The sequence below is a fragment of the Amycolatopsis sp. WAC 04182 genome, from assembly GCF_003947465.1.
Taxonomy (GTDB): domain Bacteria; phylum Actinomycetota; class Actinomycetes; order Mycobacteriales; family Pseudonocardiaceae; genus Amycolatopsis.
Genome location: NZ_QHJJ01000001.1, coordinates 575,313 through 593,756 on the forward strand (window position 1 = coordinate 575,313; position 18,444 = coordinate 593,756).

The 18,444-nt window shown below is 68.3% G+C and carries 22 protein-coding genes, 2 tRNA genes and 1 pseudogene; 15 read left to right on the plus strand and 10 right to left on the minus strand.

Annotated features, from left to right (window positions below; translation table 11 throughout):
* Position 1: 1 nt before the first annotated feature.
* On the minus strand, positions 2–781 hold the full coding sequence (locus DMH01_RS02780; RefSeq protein ID WP_005167845.1) for an enoyl-CoA hydratase/isomerase family protein: 780 nt from the start codon (positions 779–781) through the stop codon (positions 2–4).
* Positions 782–836: 55 nt separating this feature from the next.
* Positions 837–1,649 carry an ABC transporter ATP-binding protein gene (locus DMH01_RS02785; protein WP_125673545.1) on the minus strand — a complete coding sequence of 271 codons (813 nt, stop codon included), beginning with the start codon at positions 1,647–1,649 and terminating at the stop codon, positions 837–839.
* A gap of 319 nt (positions 1,650–1,968) precedes the next feature.
* On the opposite strand from DMH01_RS02785, the gene DMH01_RS02790 reads away from it, so the two are divergent.
* Positions 1,969–2,517, plus strand: a complete 549-nt coding sequence (locus tag DMH01_RS02790; RefSeq protein ID WP_125673546.1) for a cysteine dioxygenase family protein — start codon at positions 1,969–1,971, stop codon at positions 2,515–2,517.
* The gene (locus DMH01_RS02795; RefSeq protein WP_125673547.1) at positions 2,514–2,909 is read left to right on the plus strand and encodes a rhodanese-like domain-containing protein; all 396 of its coding nucleotides are present in this window, start codon (positions 2,514–2,516) and stop codon (positions 2,907–2,909) included. The genes DMH01_RS02790 and DMH01_RS02795 overlap by 4 nt, the downstream gene beginning before the upstream one ends.
* A gap of 4 nt (positions 2,910–2,913) precedes the next feature.
* Here the strand turns inward: DMH01_RS02795 and DMH01_RS02800 are convergent, their stop codons facing one another.
* The 4 genes from DMH01_RS02800 to DMH01_RS02815 all read right to left on the minus strand — a co-directional run bounded on the left by DMH01_RS02800 (position 2,914) and on the right by DMH01_RS02815 (position 5,667).
* Positions 2,914–3,738, minus strand: a complete 825-nt coding sequence (locus tag DMH01_RS02800; protein WP_125673548.1) for a hypothetical protein — start codon at positions 3,736–3,738, stop codon at positions 2,914–2,916.
* Between the two features lie 74 nt (positions 3,739–3,812).
* Entirely contained in the window at positions 3,813–4,454 is a 642-nt protein-coding gene (locus tag DMH01_RS02805; RefSeq protein ID WP_125673549.1) for a hypothetical protein, read from the minus strand.
* 16 nt (positions 4,455–4,470) lie between these two features.
* Complete coding sequence (locus DMH01_RS02810) at positions 4,471–4,836, minus strand: hypothetical protein (RefSeq protein WP_125673550.1); 366 nt, start codon at positions 4,834–4,836, stop codon at positions 4,471–4,473.
* Between the two features lie 21 nt (positions 4,837–4,857).
* Positions 4,858–5,667, minus strand: coding sequence for a hypothetical protein (locus tag DMH01_RS02815; RefSeq protein WP_233621381.1), 810 nt, complete (start codon positions 5,665–5,667; stop codon positions 4,858–4,860).
* 360 nt (positions 5,668–6,027) lie between these two features.
* Here DMH01_RS02815 and DMH01_RS02820 point away from each other — a divergent pair, with 360 nt between their 5' ends.
* The gene (locus DMH01_RS02820) at positions 6,028–6,222 is read left to right on the plus strand and encodes a hypothetical protein (protein ID WP_125673551.1); all 195 of its coding nucleotides are present in this window, start codon (positions 6,028–6,030) and stop codon (positions 6,220–6,222) included.
* Between the two features lies 1 nt (position 6,223).
* Here DMH01_RS02820 and glgP read toward each other — a convergent pair whose 3' ends face one another.
* The gene (gene glgP, locus DMH01_RS02825) at positions 6,224–8,764 is read right to left on the minus strand and encodes an alpha-glucan family phosphorylase (RefSeq protein ID WP_125673552.1); all 2,541 of its coding nucleotides are present in this window, start codon (positions 8,762–8,764) and stop codon (positions 6,224–6,226) included.
* A gap of 144 nt (positions 8,765–8,908) precedes the next feature.
* Here glgP and DMH01_RS02830 point away from each other — a divergent pair, with 144 nt between their 5' ends.
* Positions 8,909–10,372 (plus strand): neutral zinc metallopeptidase, encoded by a 1,464-nt coding sequence (locus DMH01_RS02830; RefSeq protein WP_199745342.1) that lies wholly within the window; start codon positions 8,909–8,911, stop codon positions 10,370–10,372.
* A gap of 362 nt (positions 10,373–10,734) precedes the next feature.
* Here the strand turns inward: DMH01_RS02830 and DMH01_RS02835 are convergent, their stop codons facing one another.
* Complete coding sequence (locus tag DMH01_RS02835) at positions 10,735–11,697, minus strand: tetratricopeptide repeat protein (protein ID WP_125673554.1); 963 nt, start codon at positions 11,695–11,697, stop codon at positions 10,735–10,737.
* A 97-nt stretch (positions 11,698–11,794) separates the two neighbouring features.
* Between DMH01_RS02835 and DMH01_RS02840 the strand changes: the two genes are divergently transcribed.
* On the plus strand, positions 11,795–12,211 hold the full coding sequence (locus DMH01_RS02840; RefSeq protein ID WP_125673555.1) for a hypothetical protein: 417 nt from the start codon (positions 11,795–11,797) through the stop codon (positions 12,209–12,211).
* Position 12,212: 1 nt separating this feature from the next.
* On the opposite strand, the pseudogene DMH01_RS02845 reads toward DMH01_RS02840, so the two are convergent.
* Positions 12,213–12,383: pseudogene (locus DMH01_RS02845) on the minus strand (MTH1187 family thiamine-binding protein); the annotation flags it as partial.
* A gap of 77 nt (positions 12,384–12,460) precedes the next feature.
* Here DMH01_RS02845 and DMH01_RS43495 point away from each other — a divergent pair.
* The 9 genes from DMH01_RS43495 to DMH01_RS02880 all read left to right on the plus strand — a co-directional run bounded on the left by DMH01_RS43495 (position 12,461) and on the right by DMH01_RS02880 (position 16,822).
* Complete coding sequence (locus DMH01_RS43495; RefSeq protein ID WP_255431988.1) at positions 12,461–12,595, plus strand: hypothetical protein; 135 nt, start codon at positions 12,461–12,463, stop codon at positions 12,593–12,595.
* Between the two features lie 9 nt (positions 12,596–12,604).
* Positions 12,605–13,180 carry a recombinase family protein gene (locus DMH01_RS02850; protein WP_125673556.1) on the plus strand — a complete coding sequence of 192 codons (576 nt, stop codon included), beginning with the start codon at positions 12,605–12,607 and terminating at the stop codon, positions 13,178–13,180.
* Between the two features lie 159 nt (positions 13,181–13,339).
* Positions 13,340–13,642 carry a zinc ribbon domain-containing protein gene (locus DMH01_RS43635; protein ID WP_370323349.1) on the plus strand — a complete coding sequence of 101 codons (303 nt, stop codon included), beginning with the start codon at positions 13,340–13,342 and terminating at the stop codon, positions 13,640–13,642.
* The gene (locus DMH01_RS02860; RefSeq protein WP_125673558.1) at positions 13,643–14,032 is read left to right on the plus strand and encodes a hypothetical protein; all 390 of its coding nucleotides are present in this window, start codon (positions 13,643–13,645) and stop codon (positions 14,030–14,032) included.
* Positions 14,033–14,065: 33 nt separating this feature from the next.
* Positions 14,066–14,257: a hypothetical protein gene (locus DMH01_RS02865; protein WP_125673559.1), complete on the plus strand. Its 192-nt coding sequence runs from the start codon at positions 14,066–14,068 to the stop codon at positions 14,255–14,257.
* Positions 14,258–14,330: 73 nt separating this feature from the next.
* Positions 14,331–14,627 carry a hypothetical protein gene (locus tag DMH01_RS02870; RefSeq protein WP_125673560.1) on the plus strand — a complete coding sequence of 99 codons (297 nt, stop codon included), beginning with the start codon at positions 14,331–14,333 and terminating at the stop codon, positions 14,625–14,627.
* A 1,482-nt stretch (positions 14,628–16,109) separates the two neighbouring features.
* Positions 16,110–16,182: transfer RNA gene (locus DMH01_RS02875), tRNA-Asn, on the plus strand.
* A 132-nt stretch (positions 16,183–16,314) separates the two neighbouring features.
* Positions 16,315–16,387 (plus strand) — tRNA-Trp (locus DMH01_RS42635).
* On the plus strand, positions 16,385–16,822 hold the full coding sequence (locus tag DMH01_RS02880; protein ID WP_125673561.1) for a hypothetical protein: 438 nt from the start codon (positions 16,385–16,387) through the stop codon (positions 16,820–16,822). The genes DMH01_RS42635 and DMH01_RS02880 overlap by 3 nt, the downstream gene beginning before the upstream one ends.
* Here DMH01_RS02880 and DMH01_RS02885 read toward each other — a convergent pair.
* The gene (locus DMH01_RS02885; RefSeq protein ID WP_125673562.1) at positions 16,819–17,394 is read right to left on the minus strand and encodes a hypothetical protein; all 576 of its coding nucleotides are present in this window, start codon (positions 17,392–17,394) and stop codon (positions 16,819–16,821) included. The genes DMH01_RS02880 and DMH01_RS02885 overlap by 4 nt on opposite strands.
* 263 nt (positions 17,395–17,657) lie before the next feature.
* Between DMH01_RS02885 and DMH01_RS42910 the strand changes: the two genes are divergently transcribed.
* Complete coding sequence (locus tag DMH01_RS42910) at positions 17,658–18,416, plus strand: hypothetical protein (protein ID WP_199745343.1); 759 nt, start codon at positions 17,658–17,660, stop codon at positions 18,414–18,416.
* Positions 18,417–18,444: the final 28 nt, after the last annotated feature.

Consider the following 18,444-nt stretch of genomic DNA (forward strand, 5'->3'; position numbering starts at 1 on the left):
CTTACTTCCCCTCGAAGGTGGCCTTGCCAGGGCCGTTTTCGATGAACGACTTCATGCCGTTGCGCTGGTCCTCGGTCGCCCAGAGCGCGGCGAAGAGGTGGGATTCGAGCTTGAGGCCGCTCGCGAGGTCGGTGTCGAGACCGCCGTCGATCGCGGCCTTCGCGGCGCGCAGCGCCACGGCCGGGCCGTTCGCGAACTGCGAGGCCCACTTGTGCGCGGCGGCGTAGACGTCGTCCGGCGCCACGACCTCGTCGAGGATGCCCAGCGCGAGGGCCTCTTCGGCCTTCACGAAGCGGCCGGTGAACACGAGGTCCTTGGTCTTGCTCGGACCGATGAGCCGCGCCAGGCGCTGCGTGCCGCCGGCGCCGGGGATGACGCCGAGCTGGATCTCCGGCTGGCCGACCTTGACGTTGTCGCCGGCGATGCGGCGGTCGGCGGTCAGCGCGAGTTCGAGTCCGCCGCCCAGCGCGTAGCCGGTGATGGCCGCGACGACCGGCTTCGGGATGTTCGCGATGGTGGCCAGCGACGCCGTCAGCGCCGCGCCGAACTTCGCGATCTCCGGGTAGGTGCGCTCGGCCATCTCCTTGATGTCCGCGCCACCCGCGAAGGTCTTCTCGCCGCCGTAGAGGATCACGGCGCGCACGTCGTCGCGCTCGGAGGCCTCACGGGCCGCTTCGGCCAGCTCGGCCTGCACCTGGTTGTTCAGCGCGTTGACCGGCGGGCGGTCCAGCCGGATCGTGCCGACCCCGCCTTCGACCTCGAGACTTACGAACTCTCCCACGCCGTCCTCCTTAACCGTCCAAGACAGAGTGCAGGCTACCGGTCAGTACGACCCGTCAGCGGCGACGGGCGAAGAAGCGATCACCGGACCGTTCGAGCAGAAGGTCCTGATCGAACGTCTTGGACAGGTTGTCGCTGGTCACGACGTCGTCCACGAGTCCGGAGGCGACCGCGCGGCCGTCGCGCAGCAGCAGCGCGTGGGTGAATCCCGGCGGGATTTCTTCCACGTGGTGGGTGACGAGCACCATGGCCGGGGCCTCGGGGTCGAGGGCCAGCTCCGAAAGGCGGGCGACGAGGTCCTCGCGGCCGCCGAGGTCGAGACCGGCGGCGGGCTCGTCGAGCAGCAGCATCTCCGGATCGGTCATCAGCGAACGCGCGATCAGGGTCCGCTTGCGCTCGCCCTCCGACAGCGTGCCGAAGGTGCGGTCGGCCAGGTGCGCGATGCCGAGAGCGCCCAGGAGCTCCAGGGCGCGGTCGGTGTCGAGGCTGTCGTATTCCTCACGCCAGCGGCCGACGACGGCGTAACCGGCGCTCACCACGACGTCGACGACGCGCTCCTCGCCCGGCACACGCTGGGCGATCGCGGCCGAGGTGAACCCGATCCGCGGGCGCAGCTCGAAGATGTTGACCTTGCCGATCCGGTCGCCGAGCAGGTCGACCGTTCCGGTGGTCGGGTGGAGCTCGGCCGCGGCCAGCCGGAGCAGCGTGGTCTTGCCCGCGCCGTTCGGGCCGAGCACCACCCAGCGCTCGTCCAGTTCCACGGTCCAATCGAGGTCGGCGAGGAGGTCGTTGCCTGTTCGGCGGACCCCGACACCGGTCATCCTCACCACGAGGTCGTCAAGTTCGCTGGGCTGGATCGGCTCGCTCACGCGCCCATTGTGTCCGCACTCGCGCGCGTGTGTGCACCGGGCCGCCGGTCGAGGGAAAGCGGCTGGTCCAGGAAGTGGGACGAAGCGACCCTGGAGTGGCACCTGTGGCACCATCGGCGGCGTGATCAGGTCCGTGTCCGCCGCCTTCCCCGTCATCGGGGGCTCTTTCTGGCGCCGCCGGGCCATCGATCTGCTCCTCGTCGCCTCGTGCGGGTGTACCACCGCGCGACACGGCTGAGTTCCCTCTTCCGACGGCATCCCGTGTCGCGCCGCGCCCGGCCCTGCTTCCGCGCCCGCGAACCTCACGAGGAGCCTCTCCGTGACCACGTCCATCACGCCCCGTCTGGACTTCGAGATCCACCCGCAGCTGACCGACCCGCTGCTCCCCGAACTGCTGCACCCCGACCGTCTGCTCTGGACGCCTCGCGAACTGGCCGAGCTGACCTCCACGGTCACCACCGAGCTGACCTCGGGCCTGCGCGGCCTGCTGCGTTTCGACGCCGATCACCGATGGTGGGCGCGGCTCGCGCTGACCGACGGCGTCGAACTGTGGCTGTTGTCGTGGCTGCCCGGCCAGCAGACCAAACCGCACGACCACGGCGGCGCGTCCGGTTCGTTCACCGTGCTGCAGGGCGAGATCGGCGAGGAGTACCGCTATCCCGGCGGCCCGGTCCGGCGCCGCACCCACGTCGCGGGCGAGGGCATCGGCTTCGGCGCGGGGCGCGCGCACCAGGTGACCGGCATCGGCACCGAGCCCGCCGCCAGCGTCCACGCCTATTCGCCGCCGCTGGTCGCGACCCGCGAATACGCCACCCTCGCCGACGTTCCCGCCGAGATCCCCTCGCTGGCCCCGATACTGGGCCGATGAGCGCTATCGACGCACTGCTGGCCACCGCCCGGTCCGGACTGGACCGGGCGGAGCCCGAGCAGGCACTGCGGCTGCAACGGGACGGCGCCCTGATCGTGGACATCCGCCCGCACGTCAACCGGGCCGAAGAGGGTGAGATCCCCGGCTCGGTGGTCGTCGAGCGGATCCACCTCGAGTGGCGGCTCGCGCCGGACAGCGAATGGCGGCTGCCGCAGGTGAAACCGGACTCGACGGTGATCGTCGTGTGCAACGAGGGCTACTCGTCGAGCCTCGCCGCCGCAGACCTGCAACGGCTCGGCCTGCCGGGTGCCACCGACCTCGAAGGCGGGTTCCGGGCCTGGCGTTCGGCCGGCCTCCCGATCCGGGACGGCGGCACCCCGGCCGTTCCCTGAGCCGCTACCGGCGGACCGCCAGCCGGGCGACCGACTCCGGGGAGAGCGGCAGCGCGGCGTGGATCCCGGCGCCTCGCGTCGGCCTGGGGTTGACCAGCACACCCGTCGCCGCGGTCCGGCCGGCGGCCGCGAGCACGACCTCGCGGCCGGTCCGGTGCCGGATCCGGCCCCAGCCCGCGCCGGTGACCGCGCGGTACTCGGCCAGCAGCCGCTCGTCCGTGAAGACGCAGAGCCAGTCGCCGTGCGCGCCGAGCCGGGCCGGGACCGGGGCGCCCGCCTCGTCCGCCGGGCCGCACACCGTGCCGTCGAGGAACATCCGCATGACCGAGGGGACCGGGTCGCGCGGACTCTGTTCCCGCTCAGGGCGGACGTTCTCGGCGATCCACCGCGAGGCGAGCCTGAAGTCTTCGCCGGTGAGGTCCTCCTGGAAACCGTCGAGACTGTTCTTGACGCTCCCCAGGAAGTCGTAGAACCGGCGGGTGCAGGTCCGTTCGGAGACCGGCACCCGGCCGCGGCCGACCATGGTCCTGATCCGGCCGACCATGCCCGCCCCGCCGTGCACCGGATCCACGCCGAGGTTGTAGGCGGTCCAGACGATCTCGGGCATGAGCGGGTCGGCGAACCGTTCGAGAACACGGTTCAGCCGCAGAAGAACGATTTCGCGCACCCTGCCGGGTTCGGCGTCCTCAGCGATCCCCCAGATGCCCCGCAGTTCCGGCCCCAGCGCGTGGTGCAGCCCCTCCTGCCGGATCCCGGCCCGGGCGTGGACATGGTGCAGCCGGTCCTTGGCTCTACGCGATGTTTTCGTTTCCTTAGCCGAAGCCACCATTCCTCCGCCATTCGGATCGGCGGGCAAAGTCTATTTCACCTGGCCGTCCCGCATTGTTCGGCGGAAATCGAAGATCAGGGGTTTCCTTTGTTCGCCACCGGCTTGACAAGCGGGGATTCCGCCCAGAACCGCCACACGTCGTCACTGAGTCCCTGCAGCCGCCGGTCGAATTCGACCGGATCGGTCAGCAGGAGAGCGGGCGCCAGTTCAGTCTGCCCGCGGGTGGTGTCAGGATGCCGTGAAATCGGCTTCCCGGCAGGCGCGGGCCGGGATTCCCGGACCACTCGCCGGTCGACCTCACCGAGCATCGTCTTCAACGCGGCCAGGTCCCTGCCCACTTCGGTGAGCGTGGCGGCGGCCCGTGCCGCGGCCTCGGTCCGCTGGGCGGCCAGCCTTCGGATGAGCGACGGATCCGAAGTGTCCCGCGCGGTCCTGGTCAGCTGTTCCAGGACCGCCACGAAATCGTCCAGCGCCCGCGCGGCGCGGCCGTGCTCCTCCGCGACCATCCGGCACCGGGCGACCAGCTCCGTCCGGCGGCCCAGATACGCGTCGTGTCCAGGACCGGACCAGCCACGAGGATCGATCTGGCGCACCTCGACGGCTTGGTCCTCCAACGACCGGGAAACCGCGCGCAAGCGTTCCGCCTCGCTTCGGAGCACGCTGACCGTCCCCGCCGTCCAGGGCGCACCCGGCCCGTCCGGGTCTTCCGGCTTCATCGTCCGTCCACTTCGCTCAGCCGAGAACGGCCCGGATGGTGCCGGCGGTTCCGGGGTCGAAGGCAAGGGCCCGCCGAGTAAGGCTTTCGGCGGCATCGATCAGCTTGACCTTCTCGATCGCCTCTTCTTCGCCGTTCCGGTAGTCCCGCGCGGCCGTGCCCAGCCGGTCACCGAGGCGCCGCACGTCCTCGGCGAGCACGGTGACACTGTGCGCGGAAGCCTCCTGGAAGCTCTCCAGCGCCGCCACGAGCACGGGATCCCCCGCTTCGCTCGCCGTGGCCTTGAACTTCAGCGCCGGTTGCCTGGTGATCATCTCGGTGATGTCGTGGAGCCGGTCGCCCGACCGGCCCAGCTCGTCGGGAACGGCCTCGAAATCGATCATGTCCGGTGTCCTCGTCTCGGGTCAGCACTCACGGGCGAGCCGGGCGATCTCCCCGGGCGGGAGGGGAAGCGTGGCGCCGGCCCCCGCTCCCAGCACCGGACTCGGATCGATCAGGATCCCGGTCGGGAAGATCCGGCCCGCCGCCGTCCGCACGACGTCACGGCCCGTCCACCGGCCGATCCGGGGCCAGCCCGCACCGGTGGACTCGCGATAGGCGGCCAGCAATCCCTCTCCGGTGAAGACGCACAGCCACTCGCCTCGGTTATCGAGCTTCGCCGCGAGCGGTACCCCGGCACCGTCCGCGGGCCCGTGGACAGGGCCGTCGAGGAACATCTTCAGCACCGGTTCCATCGGCGCCCGCAGCCTCCGGATGGCGGTGGACAGTCCACCCGCGGCCGGTCGCGGCGCATCGGGCCGGATGTTCGCGGCCAGCCAGCGCGAAGCCCGGCCGAGGTCCTCGTCGGTGATCGGGCTCTGTTCCGCGCTCAAGCTCTTCACGACGGCAGGCAGGAAAACGTCGTTGAACCGGCGGGTGCAGGTGCGGACACTGCATTCGACGCCGCCCTCGCCGACCAATCTTTCGAGCCGCCGGACGACGCCGCTTTCCTCTCCGGGCGAAGCCGCACCGAGGTTGTACGCGGTCCAGACGATCACGGGCATTTCGGCTTTCGGGAACGGGTCCAGCACCCGGTTCAACCGCAGGAGCACGATCTCCCGCACGCGTGACGTCTCGGCGTCTTCCGCGATACCCCAGCGTTCGAGCAACTCCGGGCCCATCACCTTGGCGAGCCCGTCCTGCCAGATGCCGTTGCGCTTGTGGATGCCGCGCACGCTGTCCTCGGGTTTTTTTCTTTTCCTCGTCGAAGTCACTATTCCTCCCCTGCGCGACCTCAAGGACGAAGAGCCTAGGCGATCACAATATGCCGCACGAATCACCCCCGGCCGCCCGATAAAACGGCTTTCACCTGCACTTTTGCCACTTTTCGGCCACCATCGGGCGCGCTTTCGCCTTTTGTTCGCCACCGAATTGACAAGGCGCGCGGGTGGCGAATCCGTGGCAAACGAAAACCGTACGTACGTCTCCTGACCACTTCCTGGCCAAGATCCGGCGGAGGATGCGCGAAGACGATCACTCCGCTTAGCGTCGAAACGACAGCCGCTGATCGAGCGGCCGGGAATCAGGAGCACGGAATGGAACTCGTCGTGATCGTCGGACTGGCGGCGCTGCTCGGCGCCGGGGCGGGCTGGCTGGTTTCGGCACGGTGGCATCAGCGTCGCCAGGCGGAACTCGTCCACTTCGCCCAGGCATGGGAATACGCGCGGTACGCCGGATACGTCTCGGCGCACCGGTACCCGCAGGGCACCGGTGCGCCGTTCCTGAGGTGATTCAGGCGTGGACGACCCTGGCCAGTTCCGCCGGGGTGGCCAGCAGCCGGTGTTTCGGCAGCACGCGGACGGTGTAACCGATGGAGCCGGGATGCGGCAGTTTCAGCCGCGCCGCGAACGCGCCGATCCCGTCGCCCGACATCGGAACGGTGACGGGGTCGCTCAGTTCGTCCCCGTCACCCACCTTCCCGACGACGGCCTGGACGTCCACTTCGGACGGTTCGAGCCCGGCGAGGTCGATCCGCGCCCGGATGGTCACCTCGGTCCCGGTGACCATCGGCGCGGAGTCCTCGACGAGCAGTTCGGTGTCGAAGATCCGCACCCGCGGCCAGGCGACGTCCAATTTGGTCCGGTAGTCCGCCAGCGACAGCGCGCCGCGGTAACCGTCGCCCGTGGCTTCGGCGACCATGCGCGAGGCGGGCAGATAACCCGATTCGACGTACTCCCGCACCATCCGCGCGGCCTGCACGCGCGGCCCGAGGGTCTCCAGCGTGTGCCACACCATCGACATCCAGCCGCCGGGCACGCCGTCGGCGCCGCGGTCGTAGAACAGCGGCGCGATCTGGTGGCCCAGCAGGTCGTAGAGCGCCGCGGCCTCCAGTTCGTCGCGGCGCAGCGGGTCGGTGACGCCGTCCGCGGTCGGGATCGCCCAGCCGTTGCTGCCGTCGTAGCACTCGTCCCACCAGCCGTCGCGGATGGACAGGTTGAGACCGCCGTTGAGCGCGGACTTCATCCCCGAGGTGCCGCACGCCTCCAGCTGCCGCACCGGCGTGTTCAGCCAGACGTCGCAGCCGCGGTAGAGGTAGCGCGCCATGGACATGTCGTAGTCCGGCAGGAAGACGATGCGGCGCCGCACCTCGGGATCGTCGACGAACCGGACGATCTGCTGGATCAGCTGCTTGCCGCCCTCGTCGGCCGGATGCGATTTGCCCGCGACGACGAGCTGGATCGGGCGCCGCTCGTCCAGCAGCAGCGCGCGCAGGCGCTCCGGGTCGCGCAGCATCAGCGTGAGCCGCTTGTACGTCGGCACGCGGCGCGCGAAGCCGACGGTCAGCACGTCCGGATCGAAGACCGTGTCAGTCCACCCGAGTTCGAGCGCGGACGCGCCGCGCTGCATCCACGCGGCCCGCACCCGGCGCCGCACCTCGGCGACCAGCTTCTCCCGCAGTTCCCGCCGCAGCGCCCACAACTGTTCGTCGCTGACGCCGTCCCGCAGCGGCTTGCCCTGTGCGCCGTCGAGCCCCAGCTCCTCGTGGTTGCGCCCGAGCAGCGCGCTCAGCTCGCGGGCCACCCAGGTCGGCCCGTGGACGCCGTTGGTGACCGACGAGACGGGCACCTCGTCGAAGTCGAACCCGGGCCACAGCCGCGAGAACATCCGCCGCGACACCCGGCCGTGCAGCGCGGAGACGCCGTTCGCGCGCTGGGCGAGCCGCAGTCCCATATGCGCCATGTTGAACAGGCCCGGGTTGTCCTCCGCGCCGAGCGCGAGCACGCGGCGCGGGTCGACGTCCGGGACCAGCCTGCCGTCGGTGAAGTACCGCTGGACGAGATCGACGGGGAACCGGTCGATCCCGGCGCTGACCGGGGTGTGCGTGGTGAACACGGTGCCGGCGCGGACGGCGGGCAGCGCCTCGTCGAACGCCAGCCCGTCGGCCTGGATGATCTCGCGGGCACGTTCCAGCCCGAGGAATCCGGCGTGGCCTTCGTTGGTGTGGAACACCTTCGGCTGCGGATGCCCGGTCAGCTCGCAGTAGCGCCGCACCGCGCGGAAGCCGCCGATCCCGGCCAGGATCTCCTGGCGGATGCGATGGTCCGCGTCGCCGCCGTACAGCCGGTCGGTGACCGCGCGCAGGTCTTCGTCGTTGGCCTCGGTGTCGGTGTCCAGGAGCAGCAGCGGGATCCGGCCGACGCGGGCCTTCCAGATCTGCGCGTGCAGCGTGCGCCCGGCGGGCATCGCGACGTCGACCAGCACCGGCTTGCCGCCGTCGGTCACCAGTTCCAGAGGGAAGGCGTTCGGGTCGATCACCGGGTAGTGCTCGACCTGCCAGCCGTCGAGCGACAGCGCCTGCCGGAAGTACCCGGCGCGGTAGAGCAACCCGACACCGACCATCGGCACGCCGAGGTCCGACGCCGCCTTGAGGTGGTCCCCGGCGAGCACGCCGAGGCCGCCGGAGTAGTTCGGCAGCGCCTCGGTGACCCCGAACTCCATCGAGAAGTACGCGACGGCGGGCGGGAGGTCGGCGTCGTCCTGCTTCTGGTACCAGCGCGGCTCGGCGAGATAGCGCTCCAGATCGGCGACCGCCTCACGCGCGTGGGCGAGGAACGCGTCGTCGACGGCGAGCTCGTCGAGCCGGGCCGGCGGCAGGGCGGTGAGCATCCGCAGCGGGTCGCGGACGCGGTTGAACAGCTCCGCGTCCATCGACGCGAACAGGTCGCGCGTGGGCGGATGCCAGGTCCAGCGCAGATTCGTGGCGAGGTCACCGAGGCCGGAGAGCGCCTCCGGCAGGCTCGCGCGGACGGTGAACCGGCGGACTGCTCTCATGAGGAGCGACCATATCGGCAGCGCCCCCGCCCCGCTCAAGACCCACTTCGGGGATTACCTGCACGCGGCCCATAAGCGCTGGGTAGGGTCCCTGCTTGCCGGAGTACGCGGCCCGGTCGGGGCCCTGACGACAAGCGAGTGAACATGATCCAAGGGGGAGCGCGGGGCTATCGACGCCCGGCTCTGATCGCGGTCGCGACGGTGCTGGCCCTCGGGCTGAGCGCTTGCAGCGACAAGGGAGGCTCGACCGGCCAGCAGGGCAGCCAGCCGGGCGCCGGTGACATCGCCGGTCTGCCGGTCACGCATTTCGAGAGCGGGCTGAAGCCGAACGCGCCCAAGCCGGACCTGCAGGTCCGCAACGAGGACGGCTCCGAAGACGACCAGCTCGCCATCGCCGCGATCGCCGACTCGCAGGCCTACTGGACCGAGGTCATGCCGCGCGACTTCGGGCAGCCGTACGAGCCGCTGAAGGCGCTGCTGTCCTACAGCGCGAAGACCGACAACGAAGAGACCGAATGCGGGAGCGTCAAGAAGCTCGTCAACGCGTTCTACTGCCCGCCGGGTGACCTGGTGGCGTGGGACCGCGGCGTGCTGCTGCCCATGCTGCGCGAACGGTTCGGGAAGATGGCGGGCGCCGTCGTGCTCTCGCACGAACTCGGGCACGCCGTGCAGTACCGGCTCGGCGAGAAGGCCAGCATCAAGAAGAACACCCCGTCGATCGTCAAGGAGCAGCAGGCCGACTGCTTCGCCGGCGGCTACTTCCGCTGGGTCGCCGAGGACAAGAGCAAGTTCTACCGCGTCTCCACGTCCGAAGGCCTCAACCAGGTCATGGCGTCGCTGTTCCTGATCCGCGACCAGGCGGGCACCAGCGCGACCAAACAGGGCGCGCACGGCACGGCGTTCGACCGCACGTACGCGTTCCAGGTCGGGTTCGAGAAGGGCCCGAAGGAATGCGCGGCGATGAACGAGGAGAACATCAAGGCGCGGATCACCGAGCGCCCGTTCGACAAGGGTGACAAGGGCAAGGGCGACTCGAAGTTCAATGCCGAGGTCATCGGGATCCTGAAGAAGAGCCTGGACAAGGCCTTCGAGGGCGCCGGCGTCCCCGGCCCGGAGATCACCGAGGACGGCAACGGCAGCTGCCCCGGCGGCCCCAGCACCCCGCCCGCGTCGTACTGCCCGTCGAACAACACCGTCAGCATCGACATGGCCAAGCTGCGCGAGCTCGCCCAGCCGGTCGACCAGCAGGCGGAATGGGAAAGCGGGCACAGCGAGGGCAAGGGCGACTTCGCCGCGTTCTCGGAAATCGCGTCCCGGTACGCGATGGGCATCCAGAAGGGTGTCGGCGCGTCGATCGACAACGCGAACGCGGGACTGCGCACCGCCTGCCTGGTCGGCGCTTGGGCGAAGGCCAGCACCGTGCCCGGCGCGACGCTGCGGCTCTCGGCCGGCGACCTCGACGAGGCCATCTCGGACCTGCTGAGCCCGGAGAGCCTCGTCTCGGCCGACGTCAACGGCAAGCGCGTGGACAACGGTTTCGAGCGGGTCGAGGCGCTGCGGAAGGGCTACCTGGAGAGCTCGTCGGTCTGCTCGACCCAGTACGGCTGATCGGTCCGGTCACGGCTCCCTGAAGTGACATGAAAGGCCCCTTCATTGCGAATTTCGCAATGAAGGGGCCTTTCATAGCATCAGGGGTTGCGAGACCTGCCCCGCGAGCACACAGGCTCGTGCTCCGGGCTCCCGCGACGCAAGTGGCCGTTGCGCGTGACGGATGGGACGACTCGCGTGATCAGGTGGACGACACGCGTGTCTGGAGGGACGACACCCGCGCGGCCGGCTCCGCGCGCGTGTCGTCCGTCTGATCACGCGAGTCGTCCGTCCAGACACGCGTGACCGCCGCCTGAGTACATGAAGGCCCCCTTCCTTGCGCCTGGTGCAAGGAAGGGGGCCTTCATGTACCGAACGAAACCTCAGTAGAGCGCGCTCGCCAGATCCCGTCGCGCCTTCATGACGCGCTCGTCCGCCGAGTCGAACAGGTCGAACAGCGCCACCAGGTGCTCCCGCACCTTGTTGCGCTCGTCGCCCGCGGTACGCCGCACGACGGCGATCAGCCGCGCGAAGCCCGCCTCGGGCTGCTGCCCAGCGACTTCGAGGTCGGCGGCGGCGAGCTGGGCGTCGAGGTCGGCCGGGTTCGCGTCGGCCTTCGCGATCGCGTCCGGGCCGGCGGCCTCGGCGCGCGCGGTGAACTTGACCTGCGCGAGCGCGGTCTTGGCCTCTTCGTTCGCCGGCTCGACGTCGAGGATGCGCTCGTAGGCCGCCTGCGCCGCGGCGAAGTCACCGCGTTCGAAGGCTTCTTCGGCCTCGGTGAACCGCGGGTCCTCCGGCACCTCGACACCGCCGCCGTTCTGCTCGGCGGCCTTGATGCCGGGCAGCCGGTCGCGCAGCGCGTCGAGCAGCGAGCCGAGCCACTTGCGGATCTCGGGTTCGGGCAGCGCGCCCGAGAACGCGTCGACCGGCTGGCCGCCGCCGATGGCGATGACCGTCGGGATGGACTGCGCGCCGAAGAGCTGCGCGATGCGCGGGTTGGCGTCGACGTCCACCTTCGCGAGCACCCAGGCACCGCCGGACTCGGCGGCGAGGCGCTCCAGCACCGGGCTGAGCTGTTTGCACGGGCCGCACCATTCGGCCCACAGGTCGACGACCACCAGCTGCTGCAGGGAGCGCTCGACGACCTCGGCCTGGAAGGTCGCCTCGGTGACGTCGATCACGGCGCCCGCCGTGGCGGGGGCTGCACCGTCTGCCGGACGAGGTGGGGCAGGAGGCTGTTTCTGGGGCGCCTCGGCACGCGCCTTGAGCGCGGAAAGGTCGACCGCGCCGGAAAGCGCGGCGGAGAGGGCCGCCGTCTTCGATGCTGATCCGCGTGGGTGTGTCACGGTTCCATCCTGGCACGCATCCCCGAGCGTTTCACCGCATGCCCCCGGCTGCCCGCTTGGCAGGACGATCGCGTTCCGGCAGGCTCGCCACGAGGGGGTGATCGACATTCCGACACGCAGGACGGCCACGGTGGCCGTCGCGATCGCCATCGCCGTCACCTGGGTGAGCGTCATCACGGTCCTGATCGCCCATCAGCCCGATCCCGGTGTCGCCAGTCCCGGGCAACTCCGGGAGGGCCTCACCGCCGCGCTCAACGAACACGACGTCGAGGCCCTCTCCGAACTCATCGACTACCCGCCCGCCTCGGCGGACGACTTCGCGAAGTCCTATATCGACGCGCTGGCAGGCCGTGGCGCCCACGACGTCACGGTGAAGTTCGCCCCGGACGATCTCGCGCCGACTTCGGCGACCGTCAGCGGGAAACTGGGCGACGGCAGGTCCTTCGGTTATCCGGTGGCCATCGCGGTCAAGGACGAGCTGTGGCTGGTCTCGTTCACCCCGCCACTCCCCTGACTCATGCGCTCAGGTGCTTCTCGACGCGCTCCACCTTCGCGGTCAGCTGCCCTTCGTAGCCCGGCCGGATGTCGGCCTTGAGCACCAGCCCGACGCGGGACGAGCCCTCGCCCGCTGCCTCGACGGCGCGTTTCACGACGTCCATCACTTGATCCCAGCTGCCCTCGAAATTTGCCGTATGGGTAATTGAGCCCAGACCCCGCAGATCTCGCCTTGGAGCGACTCCCGTCGCACCGAGGAGGTCTTCCGTTGGCAAGCCGCTACTCCCTGCCCGCCGCTCCGCCCAGGACAGCATCCCTGTACATCCGTCTGTCCGTCGCGGCCGATGGCTCGAACCTGTCCAAGAACGGCATGGTCCAGGACTGCATCGCGCTCTGTGAGTAGCTGGGCCTCATGGTCGTCGCAATCCACATCGACGATGGCATCTCCGGCGCGGTGCGCGACCGGCCGGAGTTCATGAAATGGCTGGAAGACGTCCGCACGTGCCAGGTCGACACCCTGGTGGCCTGGCACGTGGACCGGCTCACCCGAGAGGGTGTAAACGTCGCCGCTCTCATCCTCGATGCGATCGAGGGCAAGGACTCGGTCACCGGCAAGGTCATTCGTACGCCCGCCCGGCTTGTCGACACAAAGGGTCTCGACTCCGACGGCGACGAGACCTCCTTCCGCCTCCAGTTCGTGCTCCAGGCCGAGATCGCCCGCGCCGAGCGCGAGCGGATGCGCGACCGGAGCGCCGCACGTCATCGACGAGCCCGCGCGGCCGGGCGCTGGTCTGGCGGGGTCATCCCCTACGGCTTCCGACCAGTCAAGGCCGAAGACGACAAGGGCTACGTCCTGGAGCATCACCCGGAAGAGGCCCGAGTTGTCCGCGAGGCCGCGGACCGCATCCTTTGCGGTGCGAGCTGGGGCGCTGTCACGCGCTGGCTCAACTCACCGGAGGGTCACCCGCCGCACAAGGCGAAGGCGTAGTCGACGACCACCATCCGCAAGATCCTTACCGGAGCGCCCCAGGCTGGTTACGTCGTCCGGACCGTGAACGGACTGAAGCGGCGGGTCGTCGACTCAGACGGAGACTTTGTGCGGATTCCGGCCATCCTCACGGAGGACGAGTCATGCACGATCCGCGCGATGGTCGACGAGGCCGCCGAGCTTCGGCTCCAGCGACCAGGCCGGTCACTCAGTAGACAGACGACTGGCGGCCGTCGCTCGAACCGATGGCTTTCGGGAGTCGCGACGTGTGCGTCTTGTGGGCGACTGCTCGCCTTCTCCCAGACGCACAACGGCGGACGAGGGATGTACTTCTGCCGCAGCAACAGCACCAGCGGATGCCCTTACCCTCCCTACGTCGCTTCCTCGCGCCTGGACGCGCACGTCGAGGCGGAGTTTCTCCGCATGTTCGGCGACCGGCCGGAGTACGTGAAGCGTCGGTAGATGAGTGGCGCGGCCGAGATCGCCGCCGCTGACGAGGCCGTCGCCGCCTTGTCGGTGAATGCGACGGCGGAGGCATTCGAGGCGCTCCAGAACGCCCAGGCCCGGCGGGAAGCCGCCCTGAACGCTCCGCGCGTGCTGAACGAGCGGATCACGGAGACCGGCCGCACGATGCGTGAAGTCTGGGAATCGACGGCAGAAAACCCGGAGGCCCGCCGGGACCTCCTCCGCGCGAACTACGCCGCCATCATCGTCCACCGATCGGCACCGGATAACCACGGCTCGAAGGTGTGGGACCCGCGCCGAGTAGTCATGATCGTGAACCCGCCGACCGTGTTGGGAGAGACCGACGAGACCTACCGCCACGGCCTCGCCGTCGTGAAGGCCGCATGAGCACGGCGGCGCCGCTTCGCAGATCTCCAGGACATGAAGCCCCTCGTCCATAACTCTGCCAAGCGGCTCGCCGCCTTCTGCCACGCAATCGCTGACCGCCTCCTGGACATCGGACTCGCGAACTTCGAGCGCTACGGCTCGATGACCGAGTGGGACCTCATCGTCGTCCGGGTGGCGTTCGGCTTCCTCATCCTCGGCAACCGCGTCGAGCGGGTGGGCCGATGATCCAGCGCAAGCACGTCCCGCTCACCCTGGTCCTCGCGTACGCGTCGGAATTGGCCGCCGAGCCGCTCCGCGCGTGCCTGGGGTGCTCGCGCGGCTGATCCACGACGGCTTCCCGCCGAAGGTGGCGCTCGCGAAGCTCTACCGCATGGCGGACCAGGACTACATCGAGTACGGCAGTTCGCCCGCCTTCGCCTGGCCGACGGAGAAGGGCCGCGCATTCCTGGCCGCCGAGGCTGCCAACGCTCCCCGGATCATCCGGGAGGCGAAGCGGTGCCCGTCATGCCGCGTGGAGAAGCCGGTCGCCGAGTTCGGCCGGAACGCCGCGCGCCCGGACGGTCTCCAGTCCGTTTGCCGAGCCTGCCGACGCTAATGCCTGGGTCGACCACATACCCGAGCCAGGCGGAGTGTGACAACAGTCACAGTTAGAGATCAGAGGGAGGCAGCCTTCAGATTCCTGCAGGCCAAGACTGGACGACCTTCGGCGGGCATGCTTCCGCCTTACATGTGTCGCATCGGGTCTATACAGCGTTTCATCGTCGCCGTGACGGCCATCACAAAATTCCCGATCATGCGGGTGGCGCGTACCACTCAGGCGGTTAACCATCGTCGCCATGACCCCGCCGCACAACCCGTCCCCTTCATCGGAGCCCGGTCCCCCTGAGCCAGTCCGCATTGTCGAGAAGCTACTGGCGCGACTCCCGGATAAGGTCGGCCTCGGCTGGGTTCTCGCCGCGCTAATAGCCATTCTCGCAACTGTCATTGCCCTGGCGTACATCGCCGGGCCATGGCTCGCAGGCGCTGGAGGCTTCGTTGGCCTAACAGCCCTGATCAATACATTTCGAAAGGACCCGGATGCACGTAAATCAACGCACCCACCGGAGGACTAAGCGCCTCCAACGCCGATCTAGCGTGTCCATGAGTCACCGCGTTCGCCGATCTCCTAGGTAGAGAGCCCGGACCTTCTGGGTCCGCCGACGCGAGCCCTTGGGGGCGCCGCGGACCGGTCCGGAGGCTCTGCGATCGGCAGTGCGCAATCCCCGTAGCCGACCGCCGCCCCGCCGAGTGCGCTCCTCCGCCTGCTACCCGGAGTTGAGCGCCCGGCGGGGCCTTCCTCTTCGCTTAGTTAGTCAGGCTTCCACCTCAGCCATCTATTTCGCCGCATGGTTCTCGGCGGCGTGACCGGAGGATCGCCTCCCGTAACCCCCGTCTCGGCGGTACTCGCTGACTGTTCTAAGTCCTTAAGTGCCGACCGCGCGAATTCGATGAGTTCGGGGGTTGCCTTCGAGCTGGTTGCCAACTTCCGCAGCTTTTTCTTCCACCTCGTCGTGGAGTATTGCTCGTAAGCTTCAGCGACGGTCGGCAGCTTCGAGAGCAGGACATTTAGCCCTGCGACGACGGCGCCCGCTACAGGGCACGCCACCGCGAGGGGGCCTAGTGCTGCTACAAGTTGTGGATCCATCCCGGCTCCCCGTGCAGTCAAACGGGAACCGACGTACAGGCTGGTCCTGAACGCTCAGTTCACTAAAGACGGCATAAGTCGTCAAAAGTGAAAGCGGGCACGAGAGAGTGCTCCGCCGTCGCTACAGGGATTCCGGCAGCACGCTTCGGGTGCCGCAGTTGAGGCCAGCCTGGCAACGCTAGACGGATGGGCCTCTGCCGCTGCACGAAGAAGGCGGCAGAGTTAGCAAGGACCCTCTCAAGGGGCGTTTGCAGGGGGAATATCCCCAGCGACGCCATTGCCCGCGACGCCAAGGTAGCCGTGAAGGCTACCTGGGAGCGAATACTCGCGCGGTCGGGTCGCATAGCGGCATTGTGCCCTATCCCCTGCTGCGGGGGCCGCGACACACGCCGATCCCGGATAGCTCAGTTGACAGAGCAACGGCCTGTTAGTCCGCATGTCCCAGGTTCGATCCCTGGTCCGGGAGCAAGGAGACAGGACCGGCCTATCCCGCCACGCGCGGTGACGCCACCTCGCGCACCGGTCGGACGGTCGCGCGCCTCTCTGGTCCCGGAGAGCGGTCACAGCGGAGACGTCGGCCTGACGACGTAGGGCGCGAACGGGCGAGGCCGATTGGTCGCGGCACTGGTCTCCAAAACCAGCGAACGGGGTTCGATTCCCCCGCGCCCGTGCTCTTCTATCCCGACCCTCTGGAGTTCGCCGGAAGTGGCGCGCTGGAGCTGTCCGCGCCCGCCGTCACCGTCGTAACCGCCCTCGGCCTGACCGGTGGGGCGACGCTGACCCTTCGCCCCGACCGCATTGTGGTCCCGGCGACCGGCGCGGTCGACGCCGCTCTCTCGGGCTCGCCCGCTCTCGCACTCGACGGACACCCACACTTCTGGGACGGCGTCACTCTGGCCAGCGCCGGACAACTCGTGTGGACACCGATCGAGGTCCGCGGCTCCGGCTCGCTCGACCTCTCCAGCGTCGGAACACTCAAGTTCGACGACCCCAACGCAATGCCGATCTACGTGTGGAGCGGCGAAACCTGGCGCCCGGCGACAGTTTCCGCCTGGAACGGCCGGGCCTGGCTCCCGCTCCGCGCCGACGACATCCGCATTTACTAGCGGACTGCTGGCTGTTTCGTTTCCCTTGAAATGCCCACGTCCAGATCCTTTTTCATATGGGCAAGCAACTGCACGCGAGAATTGTATAGCTTCCTGTGATCTTCTTCAAGATCTGACAAATCGGGATCTTCGATCAAATTAATCATGGATGAAAGTGTGCGAACATAGAAATCAGTGAATTTCATGTAACATGCCAAGACTGTCATCGAACCCAGCAAATGAAGCTCGTTGATATAGGAATTGAATTCAGCTGTCGAATCACGGAAAGCTTGCGTGGCACGTTTTTTCTCCTCTGTACTCTTATCTGAATCCTCGTCGCCTAGCACCTTGGCGCCCTCAACGTTTTTCATCAAGCCCGACGCCCACTTCGCAATAGCAGTATAGAGTTCCAATCGGTGCTCAAACAACAGTTTCCGATTCTCTTGATCTTGCTGGTGGTCAATCTCTAAGCGAAGTCGACGAGTGCTATGTCTAGCATTAAGCCATGTGGTCATTACCGCAGCAGTCACTGCGGTAATACTTGTAATGGCGGCCAGGAAAACGGTCAACCAAAGGGGTGCACTGCTATTCATGTGACCAGTTTAGATAGATAACCACGACTTGCAAACGTTGAGAGGTGGTTCACGTGTCCTCAGGTGGCGCCCGTGGCCGTTCCGGCCCCGCACCCGATGTAAACGCGCTGCGTCGCGACCGCGAGGGCGACTGGGCCATCCTCGCCGAGCGGACCGGCCCCGTCCCTCCGTGGCCGCTGCCCGTTCCCGCGTCTCCGGCGAAACTCCTTCACTGGGACCGAGTTTGGGTCGCTCCCCAGGCGACCCAGTGGGAGAAGAACGGCATGGAGGTCGAGGTCGCGCTCTACGTGCGCTCTCTCGCCGAAGCCGAACTCCCCGGCGCCGCCGCGAATCTGCGAACCCTCGTCAAGCAACTCCAGGAGAACCTCGGCCTTTCCCTGCCCGGCCTGGCCCGGTTCCGCTGGAAGATCGTCGATTTCTCTTCTGCCGCAACGGCATCCCCCATCCCGAAGTCTCCAGCCGCACGGCCCGTGCAGAGCCGTCCTTCGTCGCGCGACCGCTTCAAGATCGTGCCGCCGCCCCAGGACGCCTACCCCAGAAGGGAGGCCGTTTACACGGTGGCCTCCCCCGAATTCCCGCCGATCGACTTCCCGACGCTGGGCTTCCTGATCATCGATTGGATCGAAGCCCACTGCGTCATTCCCGACAGCTTCTCCAAGGGCCAGCCGTTCATCCTGTCCGGCTGGCAGGCGTGGAACATCCTCAACCACTACCGCGTCAAGCGGACCGCCCTGGGCGTTCGTGCCAACCAGTACGCCTCCGCGTTCGCCTACCGCCGCTCGCAGACCGTCCGGCCGCAGAAGAGCGGCAAGGGACCCTTCACCTTCCTCCGTCGTCTGCGCCGAGGGGGTCGGGCCGGTACTTCTCGACGGCTGGGCGACCGGCGACGAGGTCTACGACTGCCGCGACTGGGGATGCGGGTGCGGGTTCATCTACCTGTACAACGCCGGCGAGCCGATGGGCACGCATTGGCCGACCCCGCTCATTCAGATCACCGCGACGAGCGAGGAGCAGACGGCTAACGTCTACGCCGCGCTACGGCCCATGATC

Excerpts from the sequence above, each read along its gene's own strand:
- DMH01_RS02810 (WP_125673550.1), bottom strand. The coding sequence starts at position 4,836 with ATGATCGATTTCGAGGCCGTTCCCGACGAGCTGGGCCGGTCGGGCGAC.
- DMH01_RS02850 (WP_125673556.1), top strand. The coding sequence starts at position 12,605 with ATGGTCGTCGCAATCCACATCGACGATGGCATCTCCGGCGCGGTGCGC.
- DMH01_RS02805 (WP_125673549.1), bottom strand. The coding sequence starts at position 4,454 with ATGAAGCCGGAAGACCCGGACGGGCCGGGTGCGCCCTGGACGGCGGGG.
- glgP (WP_125673552.1), bottom strand. The coding sequence starts at position 8,764 with ATGAGAGCAGTCCGCCGGTTCACCGTCCGCGCGAGCCTGCCGGAGGCG.
- DMH01_RS02865 (WP_125673559.1), top strand. The coding sequence starts at position 14,066 with ATGAAGCCCCTCGTCCATAACTCTGCCAAGCGGCTCGCCGCCTTCTGC.
- DMH01_RS02885 (WP_125673562.1), bottom strand. The coding sequence starts at position 17,394 with ATGAATAGCAGTGCACCCCTTTGGTTGACCGTTTTCCTGGCCGCCATT.
- DMH01_RS42910 (WP_199745343.1), top strand. The coding sequence starts at position 17,658 with ATGGAGGTCGAGGTCGCGCTCTACGTGCGCTCTCTCGCCGAAGCCGAA.
- DMH01_RS43635 (WP_370323349.1), top strand. The coding sequence starts at position 13,340 with ATGGTCGACGAGGCCGCCGAGCTTCGGCTCCAGCGACCAGGCCGGTCA.
- DMH01_RS02830 (WP_199745342.1), top strand. The coding sequence starts at position 8,909 with ATGATCCAAGGGGGAGCGCGGGGCTATCGACGCCCGGCTCTGATCGCG.
- DMH01_RS02795 (WP_125673547.1), top strand. The coding sequence starts at position 2,514 with ATGAGCGCTATCGACGCACTGCTGGCCACCGCCCGGTCCGGACTGGAC.
- DMH01_RS02860 (WP_125673558.1), top strand. The coding sequence starts at position 13,643 with ATGAGTGGCGCGGCCGAGATCGCCGCCGCTGACGAGGCCGTCGCCGCC.
- DMH01_RS02820 (WP_125673551.1), top strand. The coding sequence starts at position 6,028 with ATGGAACTCGTCGTGATCGTCGGACTGGCGGCGCTGCTCGGCGCCGGG.
- DMH01_RS02800 (WP_125673548.1), bottom strand. The coding sequence starts at position 3,738 with ATGGTGGCTTCGGCTAAGGAAACGAAAACATCGCGTAGAGCCAAGGAC.